This is a genomic window from Thalassospira sp. MCCC 1A02898 (assembly GCF_001618185.1).
Taxonomy (GTDB): domain Bacteria; phylum Pseudomonadota; class Alphaproteobacteria; order Rhodospirillales; family Thalassospiraceae; genus Thalassospira; species Thalassospira tepidiphila.
The window spans coordinates 802,949-812,767 of record NZ_LPXK01000001.1 but is presented as its reverse complement, the minus strand read 5'-3'; the positions used below and the strand labels follow the sequence as shown (position 1 = coordinate 812,767).

General features: G+C 56.8%; 8 protein-coding genes. 3 read left to right on the top strand and 5 right to left on the bottom strand.

Annotated features, from left to right (window positions below; all coding sequences use genetic code 11):
• Positions 1 to 106: 106 nt before the first annotated feature.
• Positions 107 to 1,414: an HlyD family type I secretion periplasmic adaptor subunit gene (locus AUQ41_RS03735; protein ID WP_063086790.1), complete on the bottom strand. Its 1,308-nt coding sequence runs from the start codon at positions 1,412 to 1,414 to the stop codon at positions 107 to 109.
• Positions 1,414 to 3,900, bottom strand: coding sequence for a type I secretion system permease/ATPase (locus AUQ41_RS03730; protein ID WP_063086789.1), 2,487 nt, complete (start codon positions 3,898 to 3,900; stop codon positions 1,414 to 1,416). Before AUQ41_RS03730 ends, AUQ41_RS03735 begins: the two co-directional genes overlap by 1 nt.
• A 419-nt stretch (positions 3,901 to 4,319) precedes the next feature.
• On the opposite strand from AUQ41_RS03730, the gene AUQ41_RS03725 reads away from it, so the two are divergent.
• From AUQ41_RS03725 to AUQ41_RS03715, 3 genes are all read left to right on the top strand, one after another.
• Entirely contained in the window at positions 4,320 to 5,213 is an 894-nt protein-coding gene (locus AUQ41_RS03725; RefSeq protein ID WP_063086788.1) for a M48 family metalloprotease, read from the top strand.
• Positions 5,214 to 5,219: 6 nt separating this feature from the next.
• A complete protein-coding gene (locus tag AUQ41_RS03720) occupies positions 5,220 to 5,555 on the top strand; it encodes an HNH endonuclease (protein WP_232308301.1) in 336 nt (111 codons plus the stop codon).
• A 110-nt stretch (positions 5,556 to 5,665) separates the two neighbouring features.
• A complete protein-coding gene (locus AUQ41_RS03715; protein WP_063086787.1) occupies positions 5,666 to 6,403 on the top strand; it encodes a MarC family protein in 738 nt (245 codons plus the stop codon).
• Positions 6,404 to 6,440: 37 nt separating this feature from the next.
• On the opposite strand, the gene AUQ41_RS03710 is transcribed toward AUQ41_RS03715, so the two are convergent.
• The 3 genes from AUQ41_RS03710 to AUQ41_RS03700 all read right to left on the bottom strand — a co-directional run bounded on the left by AUQ41_RS03710 (position 6,441) and on the right by AUQ41_RS03700 (position 9,708).
• Positions 6,441 to 7,358, bottom strand: coding sequence for a calcium/sodium antiporter (locus AUQ41_RS03710; RefSeq protein ID WP_063086786.1), 918 nt, complete (start codon positions 7,356 to 7,358; stop codon positions 6,441 to 6,443).
• A 155-nt stretch (positions 7,359 to 7,513) separates the two neighbouring features.
• Complete coding sequence (locus AUQ41_RS03705) at positions 7,514 to 8,533, bottom strand: Ldh family oxidoreductase (RefSeq protein WP_063086785.1); 1,020 nt, start codon at positions 8,531 to 8,533, stop codon at positions 7,514 to 7,516.
• 26 nt (positions 8,534 to 8,559) lie between these two features.
• Positions 8,560 to 9,708 (bottom strand): HPP family protein, encoded by a 1,149-nt coding sequence (locus AUQ41_RS03700; protein WP_063086784.1) that lies wholly within the window; start codon positions 9,706 to 9,708, stop codon positions 8,560 to 8,562.
• Positions 9,709 to 9,819: the final 111 nt, after the last annotated feature.

Here is a 9,819-nt window from a genome sequence, read left to right as displayed (position 1 = left end):
GTTTTTTCTCATATTTTCCGGCGTTTTGGAAGGAAAAAGCCCGGCCTGTCAGAATCTGTCAGGTTGTATAGATTCACCTGCCATGACCTATACGTTATTTACCGGATCATTGTTCGCGGAATGCGCGATCAAAGCTGGTGGTGATCGGTGAAAACAGGTAAGCGAGAATCGTTCTGGCACCCGTTACGATCTCCAACTGGGCGGGCATGCCAGGCGACAAAATCATCCCTTCATGCTCTGCCAGGCTTTCGGCATCGATCTCGACCATGGCCTGGAAATAGGATCGGCCTTCGGAGTCTGTCAGCCGGTCCGGTGAGACATCGGTTACAGTGCCCTTGACCGGCGCAAACCAGCGCTGACTGAACGATGTCACCCGGATATTGACCGGAAGACCGACTGATACGACGTCAATATCGTTCGGGGAAACGCGGGCCTCGATCACAAGCCGATCATCGGCTGGCACGATTTCAAGCACCTGTGCACCGGGCGGAATGACCCCGCCGATCGTGGTGAACTGCATGTTGGTCACCGTGCCGTTGCGCGGTGCCTTGATGTCGGAACGCACCAGGATATCCTCGGCCGAGCGCAGGCGTTCGTTCAGATCGGAAATCTCGCTTTGGATATCGCGCAATTCTGTGTTGATCGATTGCAGGTGGTCACGCATCAGCTGTGACTGGCTGGCCTTGACCTGCTGGATTTGCTGTTCAATCCGGGCAATGTCGGCGGAAAACCGACCGATATTGCCAAGGGTTTCAACCAACCGGCTTTCGAGTTGCAGCAACCGGGTCCGCCTCGCATAGCCAAGATCGACCATCGGCTTGACCATGGCGAGCTCTTCCTTGACGATCCCGACCTGCTGTTCGGCAGCGGTCTTTTGTTCGCGCGTGCCAACAATCTCGCGACGCAATTCCTTGATGCGTTCGTCATAGAGCGCAAGCTCTCCGGCAAACGCGCTGCGGCGACTGTCAAACAGGGTGCGTTGCGCATCCGTGATCGAAAAATACCGCGGATCTTCAAGTGGCGGCGGGAATGACAAATAATCATCCTGCGCCCGTTCGGCAATCAGCCGCGTCTGGGTCGCCAGCGCATTGAGATAACGGTTATTGAGCAGATCATAACTTGCCCGCGAACGCGTATCATCAAGCCTGATCAGGACATCGCCTGCCTGGACCCGCGTACCATTGCGCACAAGAATGTCGCGAATGATGCCGCCTTCAAGGTGCTGAACGCTTTGTCGGCCCGAAAATGGTGCAACCACACCACTGGCCGTGGCAGCCGAATTAACCTCGGCCGTACCGGCCCACAGAAGGACCGAGCCAAAGCCCAAGAACAGGATCAAAAAGCCGATCCGCACCAACGGCTTAACATCGGTACTAAGCTCGCGCGCGGTTGGAAGTTGCACACCACCCGACATCAGGCACCACCCTGTCGACGTTCAGCCGATCCTTCAACCACACGCAATTGCGGACGTCCGCGACGGGTATTTTGTGCACTTGGTTGTGCGCGGTCCATCGGGCGATCTTCCGCGGCGGCCGGTTTGCGGCGCGGTGCGCGCGCAGCAGCGGCGCGTTCGGCATCCTCACGCACTTTGCGCATGCGCATCGCGGCTTCTTCGCGGGCCTTGGCGATGGTCTCGGCTTCACTCATTTTGCGCTGTGGCGCAGGCTTGCGGGCCGGTTGTGCGGTGCGTTCCGGCTGGACCTTTGGTTTGGTCGCGGCGCGCTTGGGCGCAAGGTCGGCGGCACTTGCCGGACGGGCTTCACGCGACGCGCGGGCTGGCGGGTCCTTGCGGGCTGCGTTCCTTGTCGTGGTTTGCTCCTTGCTGACCGGGCGCATGGTCATCATCGTACCACCCGGGGTCGGCTGTGGCTTCATTTCTGTTTTGGCGATACCTGCCGCCTGCTTTGCGGCTTGTGCGCGACCAGAACCTGCTTCGCCAGTGGCACCGAAATCCGCGATCTCTGGTGTTTCCTCAATCCCGATTTCAGGTTCCGGCGCGCTCATGACTGCTGCCGGATGGGTATTGGGGGCCGTGTTTTTCTCAACAATCGGGCGCGGTGCGTCGGGGTTTGGCACGGCAATCTGTTTGGGGGTGATGCGCATTTGACCATCAGATGGCAACGCATCGGCCATTGGCTCGGCCGGGCGGGAAATTGGTGGCAGGCCACGTGCAATTTGACCACTTTCCGGAGCCGGTTTTGATACTGCTGATTTCGCACCACCCTTGACCGGGACAACCTGAATTTGGCCGTCGGCCAGTGCCAGAATGGCATCGGCGCGTGCCAGAATTTCGCGTTCGTGGCTGACGATAAAGGTCGTGATGCCGTTTCGGCGCAAAACCTCGATCAGTTCGCTGATATGGGTAACGCCATTGTCATCAAGGGCGGTTGTCGGCTCATCAAGCAACAGCAAACGTGGCCGCGAAAACAGGGCGGCAGCGAGTGCAATTAATTGCCGCTGCCCGCCCGAAAGATTGCGCCCCCCACGATCAACCCGCGTGTCATAACCATCTGGCAAATCCAGGATGAACTGATGCGCACCGGCCAGCTCAGCAGCCTGAATGATGTCGCGCATTTCCGCATTACCAAGACGGGCGATGTTTTCGGCAATTGTGCCCGGGAACAGGAACGGGTTTTGCGCCAGATACCCAATCTGAGCGCCCATTTCGGTACGATCTGCGCGGGATGCTTCAACATCATCGAGCTTCACCGACCCGGACCCGGGCAACCAGATGCCCATGATCAGTTTCAAAAGCGCGGTCTTGCCAACCCCGTTGAACCCTGCGATTGCAATGATCTGCCCCGGTCCAGCCTTGAACGAGAATCCCTTGAACAGCACATTGCGGCTGTTGGGCGGCGCAAAGACAAGACGATCGACACTGACCGACATGCCGCGTCCGCGCGGCATGGGTGCCGGGACCGTCTGACGTTTTTCAAGCAGGATATTATTAAGGCGCTCAAACGAACTGCGGGCCGCATTCCAGCTGCGCCATGCAGTCACTGCACCATCAAACGGCGCCAGACCGCGCATGCCAAGGATCATGGACGCCACCATGATGCCGATCGTGATGCTTTCGGACAGAACCAGATAGGCCCCAACCCCGATAAAGCAGACCTGCATGGCAAGACGGACAAAATGCGACAACGTTGTCGATGTGCCAACCCGGCGGCTGGCTTGGCCTTCCCAATAAAGCGAGTCTGACTGGTCCGCCTGCCAGCGTTGGCGGGCGGACTGGGTCATACCCATGGCTTCCATCGCCTCGGCATTGCGGACATAGGTTTCTTCCTGCGCAATACCGCGGTTCTGGCTTTCTTCGGACCGGTCGACGGAAATCTTGGCCGCGGCTTCGTTGGCAATCGCAATCACGATCAAAAGCAACGCCCCGCCACAGGCCACCATGCCAAGGCGGGTATCAAAGATGAACACAACCCCGATATAGACCGGGGCCCACATGAAATCGATCAGGGCGAACGGGCCACTGCCGGTCAGGAACCCGCGCAAACCATATAGATCGCGCAAAGGTCGCTGGCGCATCTGGCTGCCGCGTGCTGATTGCTGCACAACGTGGGCAAACAGTTCCCCACCCAGTCGAAGATCAAGTGCCGTCCCGACCCGGATCAAAACCCTTGATCGCAATTGTTCCATCGAGGCGATGAAGACCAGAACAAGGCCTATGCCAAGGGTAAGGAGGGCCAGCGTATCCACCGACCGGCTGGAAAGAACGCGGTCAAACACCTGCATGGAATAGATTGGGATCACCATGTTCAACAGGTTGATCACCATCGAGAATCCGCCGACAAGCGCGATCGACCGCCAGAACAACCGTTCCAGCGGGGTACGATCCCCTTCGCGTCCCGCATCCGATTTGCGGGTTGGTCGAATTCTATCCAACAGGCCCATCAAGTCCTTCCACTACCACCGCCCATGAAACAAGGGCAGATATCTTATATCTGTTGCCGTTGACCATTTGGCAATTGCGCATGACAAACCACCCGCGCGGCAAAGCCACAACGGGTATCCTAGCCAATGGCATACTCCCACTATTCTAGTCGAATATATAAGGATGTGTTAAGATTTCGCCGCAAAGCCCTTTATTTCATTGCCTTACCGCGCAATCACATCGCGCAATTCTTGCCAAATTCCGGCCTCGAAATTCAACCGCGTCTTGTGGCTAACAACCTGTGCTGGATCAATGCAAACAACCGATTGTTTGACATAAATTTTTCCGACCGTACCAAAGGTTGCATTTGCGTATCTGCAGTGACCATCCCTATCTTTGGATAAGACCCCCAACCCGAACCCTGACAGGCAAAACGCGAATGGCTGACAATACGCCGCAGCTTCCCGATTTCATTCAACGGTTTCTCGCCATTCAGCCCGGCGGAGTCTCCCACGCGGGCGGGCTGATGGCGTGCATGATCGGGGTGCTTGCCGCCTGCGCATGGATGCTGGGCGGGATTTCAATGATGATTTCGGCCGGTATCGCGGTTGCCCTGATGCTGGTACTTTCGCCAATGATCTCGCCAGAAATCCTGATGAAAATGCTGCGCGCCAGTCCACTGTCGGGGGAAGATTATCCCGCCATCCATGAAATGAGCCGCCTACTTTCCGAACGCGCGGAACTTGGTCACAAACCAAAATTGTTCCTGCTGCCCGGCAAGGGGGTCAATGCCATCACGACCGGCACGGACGACAACACCACAATCGCGATTTCAAGCGATGCGGTTCATGGCCTTTCCCCGCGCCAGATGCGCGCGATTTTGGCCCATGAAGTGGCGCATGCCTGGCATGGCGACACCCGTATTTTGCTGATTACCGATGTGCTGTATCGGGCAACATGGACCATCGCGCTGTTTGGGCTGGCGATCTTTATCTTTGGCGATTTTAATCCACCCGCCTGGATGATTATCCTGTTTGGTGCGGTGCCGACCATCAGCTTCCTGTTCCAGCGCGCGGTCACCCGCGACCGCGAATTTGCCGCCGATCATGGGGCAAGTGATTTGCTCAATGGCCCGGAGGACATGATTGATGCCCTTCTGCATATCGATCAGATCAACCGCAAACGTCTTGGCCTTGTGCCCTATCGCAGCACCCAGCCGCCAAGCCTGCTTGATACCCATCCATCGGTTGGGGCGCGGATCAAGGCGCTCCGCGCCCTCAAACCCGGGACCTGGCAGAAATTCTTTGAAAACCGGCGAATGCCGCCGCAATAATCGACCATGGCAATACCGGGAAATTCTGATCGTTCTGATCTTGGAAAATGCGCGATCTGTGGTCGGGCGATGATCGCAGGTCCCAGTGTTGATCGCCATCACTGGCACCCGAAATCACAGGGCGGGACTGAAACCGAATGGCTGCATCGCGTTTGCCATCGCATGATCCATCGCCTGTTTGATGAAGCCACCCTTGCACGCGACTATAACAGCCCCGACAAGCTGCTTGCCCATCCCGATATCATCAAGTTCGTCAAATGGGTGCGAAAGAAACCGGTTGATTATGTCGACTGGCCGGAAAGTGCCGGGAGTTACGGACGCAATCGCGGCAAACGGCGATAAGGCCCTGCATTGCCAACCCACCCAAAAGAACTGCCCATTTAACCATTTACCTGCGAAGATGGGCGCAATATACGCATCCATCGCGCAATCGCCGAAAGCAGGAAGAACCGATGCCAAGCCTTGATATGCTCAACGAATTGATCCCGGTCTTTGTCACGCTGTTTGTGATCATCGACCCGTTGGGTCTGGTGCCGGTCTTCATCGTCCTGACGCAGGGCACAAGTGCTGCGCACCGCCGGCGCATGGCGATCCGTGCCTGCTTGACCAGTTTCTTTATCCTAGCGGCCTTTGCCCTGATCGGCGAGGGATTGCTGGGCGTGTTTGGCATCCATATGCCCGCCTTCCGGATTGCAGGGGGAACGTTGTTGTTTTTGATCGCACTTGAAATGCTGTTTGAAAAGCGCAGCCAGAAACGTAACCAGCGCGCCGAACAGGTTCATCAGGAACTCGAAGAAGATCACGACACCGACAAGGCCGGAAAGACCGCCAAAGCCAAAACCAAGACCGCGGCCACCAAAACGGCGGACGGCCCGACCATCCCGGATGACGAGGCCGATGATGTCTCGATCTTCCCGATGTCGATCCCGTTCCTGTCTGGCCCCGGTGCCATCGCATCCGTGATGCTTCTGATGGGCAAGTTCGAAGACAATATCGCCATGCAGGCCAGCGTCATTGGCGTGGTCGCCGTCGTGATGGTGATCGCCTTTGTCTTCTTCCTGCTGGCAAACGTGGTTGCCAAACGCCTCAGCCCGACCGTTGCCACCGTGGTATCACGCCTGCTTGGTATGATCTTGGCCGCCCTCGCGGTCCAGTTCATCATTGATGGCATAAAGCAGGCGTTTTTCTAGGAAATCCGCCAAACAGCCTGCCCTGCGCCGACAATCCTTACTGTGCCGCCCAGACGTAACCGGCATACAGCACCAGCATGATGATGCCGGGTATCCGGCCAATTTGTGGACGGCGAAGCATCAGCGTCAGACCAATCGAAACCGCAATCATCACCGGAAGGTCAAACATCAGGAACCGGTCCGCGACCGGAATCGGCGACACGACCGCCGTCAGGCCGAGAATCCCCAGGATGTTGAAAATGTTCGACCCAATAATATTGCCAATCGCGATTTCGGATTGCTTTTTCAATGCAGCAATCAGCGATGTCGCGAGCTCTGGCAAGGACGTACCAACCGCAACAATCGTAAGCCCGATAAAGGCTTCGGAAACCCCAAAGGTGCGCGCGATGGTCACCGCCCCTTCGACAAGGTAATGGGCACCAACCATCAGCATGGCCAGCCCCGCGACAACCCAGACAATTGACAGCCAAACATTTGAAACTGCCTCGGGCAGATCCGTCGATGACGCGGGTTCCGAACGCGACTGGCGATAGGCAAACACCAGATAACCAATCAATGCCGCAAACATAAGCCCACCAGCGACACGGCCAAGGTCACCAAGCGCAAAGAACGGCACCAGCACGACAGCAGCACCAAGCATCACAGCGGTGTCACGACCAAGCGTGCCGCCAGATACCGCAATTGGCCAAACCACGGCAGAAACACCAACAATCAGCAAGATATTGGCAATGTTGGACCCGATAACGTTGCCAAGCGCGATATCCGGCACACCACGCAATGCCGCATCCATGGAGACAAGAAGTTCCGGCGTCGATGTCCCGAAACCGACCACGGTCAAACCGATCAGAAGCGATGACATGGAAAGTTTGCGGGCGATCCCGACGCTACCGCGCACCAGAGACTCCCCGCCAAAGAAAAGCCCGGCCAAACCGCCGAGCAACATCAGATATTCCATGACCAACGCCCTTCCAGCTCACATTGCATCAAATCTCGCTTTTGGATGCATGCTGCGTGAGTTGTACGACAATTGGGGACATTGCAAGCCCATCACGGCGTACCCCTTGAAAAAAGATTGGGTCATAAAATCTGATCCAAGCATAACGCCCAGTATTATTGTTGCTCCGTCAAGGCCAACAGCTCGTCATGCAGGGCCTTGGGGATCGTCACCCCGTTTGTCTGACTGCGTTCGCGGGCCTCAAACCGGCGTTGCGATGGCAGGCGCGCGCCCTGTTTGACGATCTCCTCAAACAAGTCTTCGGCGTGATCAAGATGCTTTTGCGCATCAGCACCAAGGAATGTTTCCGGACAAAAGGCGATGATGATTTCCCCATGATGCGGCTTACCCGGCGCATCTTCGGATGCGGCATGGGTTTCATGTCCCAGCACATCACCGATCAACGGCCCCGCCATCAAACCGATCATGGTCGAAAGTGCTGATCCCTTGTGCCCGCCAAAGGTCAGCATCGCCCCTTCAAGCGCCTTGGTCGGATCGGTGGTGGGATGACCATTTTCATCAATCGCCCAGCCTTCGGGAATTGGCCTGCCCGCGCGACGGTGCAATTCGATTTCGCCGCGCGCGATCATGCTGGTGGCAAAATCAAACGTGTAGGGCGTTTTGCCCGGACGCGGCCATGAAAAGGCAATCGGGTTGGTGCCCAGGAGCGGCTTGGCTCCGCCTGCTGGCGCGACAAAGGCATGGGTCGGTGTCATCGCCATCCCGACCAGACCGTGGGCAGAAATCTGCTCGACTTCCGGCCACAACGCTGAAAAATGGAAACAGTTATTGATCGCCAGAACCGAAATCCCACAGTGTCGCGCCTTTTCAACAAGCTGCGGCAAGCCCATTTCAAAACCCAGAAGCGAGCATCCCTTGTGCGCATTGACCCGCGTAATGGCCGGCGCCTGATCGATAATTTCCGGCAGAACATGGGTATCAAGCCCGCCATTCCGCGCGGTCTGCACACAACCCATCAGACGATAAAGTCCATGCGAATGGCACTCATCAATCTGGGCGGCAACCACGCTGCGCATGATGGCACCTGCATGTTCTTCGCCAAAGCCATTGTCCTCCAGCACGGCAAGGCTTAGCTTTTCAGCCTCTTCGATTGTCAGTGTAACAGTCTCAGTCATCGGGCTTTTCCAGTTTTGTGGGCAACTCAATCGGCAGTAATGCTTGCATGGGCCATGGCGGCGATCAAATCAGTTCGGGTCACAATGCCAATGATTTTTCCATAATCAAGAACAGGAACGGCATCACATGCGCCATCCGCCATCAGCGGTAGCAACGCCGCAATTGGTGTATCAGGCGTGGCACGTGGTTCCGTGACAGACATGATTTCCATCGCCCGGACAGGCGCTTCACGCTTGCGATCAACCAGACGCGACATCGCCGATAACAACCCACGATCCAGACGCAATGCATCCTCTCGTGCGCGGCGGATCAGATGAATTTGAAAGATCACACCAATGAACTGGCCGTCCGCGCCAATCACTGGCAGGGAGGTAAAGCCATGCTTGCGAAAAAGGTCGGCCACCTCGCCAAGGGGTGTTTCCGCCTCAACAGTCACAAGATCGCGCGACATGATATCGCGTGCGGTCATTGGCCCGGCACGGTGGGATGCCGCCTGTAATTCGGCCGCGCCAATCAACCGCGCCAGGTCTTCAATACCAAGGTTAAGCGACTGGCTATATTGCTGAAGGATCGCGTTTAGCTCATCCTCATCAAGGCCAAGCCGTTCGATTGGTGCACGATCTGCTGTCCGATGCAAACCTTTGTCATCGAAATGGCGGAATGGATATGTGCGCCCGGTCAAGCGGGCATAGGCAATTGCAACCAGAACCAGAATGGCTGTCACAACAGCAACCGGCGTCACGGCGAAGCGAAAGCCGAGATCGGCGACCATATCCGGGTTCAGGGCGGCGACCATCGCAACCGCACCACCAGGCGGATGAACCGCCCGTGCGACAATCATCGCAGAAATACCCAGTCCAACCGCCAACGCAACGCGAAGCACAGGGTCATCAACCATCAGGCACACAGCCACCCCGGCAAGTGCGGCAACACTATTGCCAACAATCGCGGACCATGGTTGCGCAAGCGGACTGTTGGGTACTGCGAACAACAAGACGGATGTCGCACCGAATGGCGCAATCAGATAAAGACCTGCGCCTTGCAACTCGGGTAGTGACAGCAAAAAACCCGCCAGCCCCAGTCCAATCAGGGCCCCGCCGCCGGCGCGCGTGGCCTCAATCGGTGTGCCAAACGGCATCGCCGGATAAAGCCCTTTAAGACTTCTGTTTTTCATAAGAACGTTTCACTGCCCGGCTCGGGGTTACACACACTGAACCGATTTTAATTTTTATAAATTGCGAACAGTTCTCGTACTTACAATCCGACATTGCGTCAACTGCCGGAC

Bases quoted from the DNA above. Each gene is read 5' to 3' on its own strand.
- AUQ41_RS03720 (WP_232308301.1), top strand. From the start codon at position 5,220: ATGGCAATACCGGGAAATTCTGATCGTTCTGATCTTGGAAAATGCGCG.
- AUQ41_RS03725 (WP_063086788.1), top strand. From the start codon at position 4,320: ATGGCTGACAATACGCCGCAGCTTCCCGATTTCATTCAACGGTTTCTC.
- AUQ41_RS03730 (WP_063086789.1), bottom strand. From the start codon at position 3,900: ATGGGCCTGTTGGATAGAATTCGACCAACCCGCAAATCGGATGCGGGA.
- AUQ41_RS03715 (WP_063086787.1), top strand. From the start codon at position 5,666: ATGCCAAGCCTTGATATGCTCAACGAATTGATCCCGGTCTTTGTCACG.
- AUQ41_RS03735 (WP_063086790.1), bottom strand. From the start codon at position 1,414: ATGTCGGGTGGTGTGCAACTTCCAACCGCGCGCGAGCTTAGTACCGAT.
- AUQ41_RS03700 (WP_063086784.1), bottom strand. From the start codon at position 9,708: ATGAAAAACAGAAGTCTTAAAGGGCTTTATCCGGCGATGCCGTTTGGC.
- AUQ41_RS03710 (WP_063086786.1), bottom strand. From the start codon at position 7,358: ATGGAATATCTGATGTTGCTCGGCGGTTTGGCCGGGCTTTTCTTTGGC.
- AUQ41_RS03705 (WP_063086785.1), bottom strand. From the start codon at position 8,533: ATGACTGAGACTGTTACACTGACAATCGAAGAGGCTGAAAAGCTAAGC.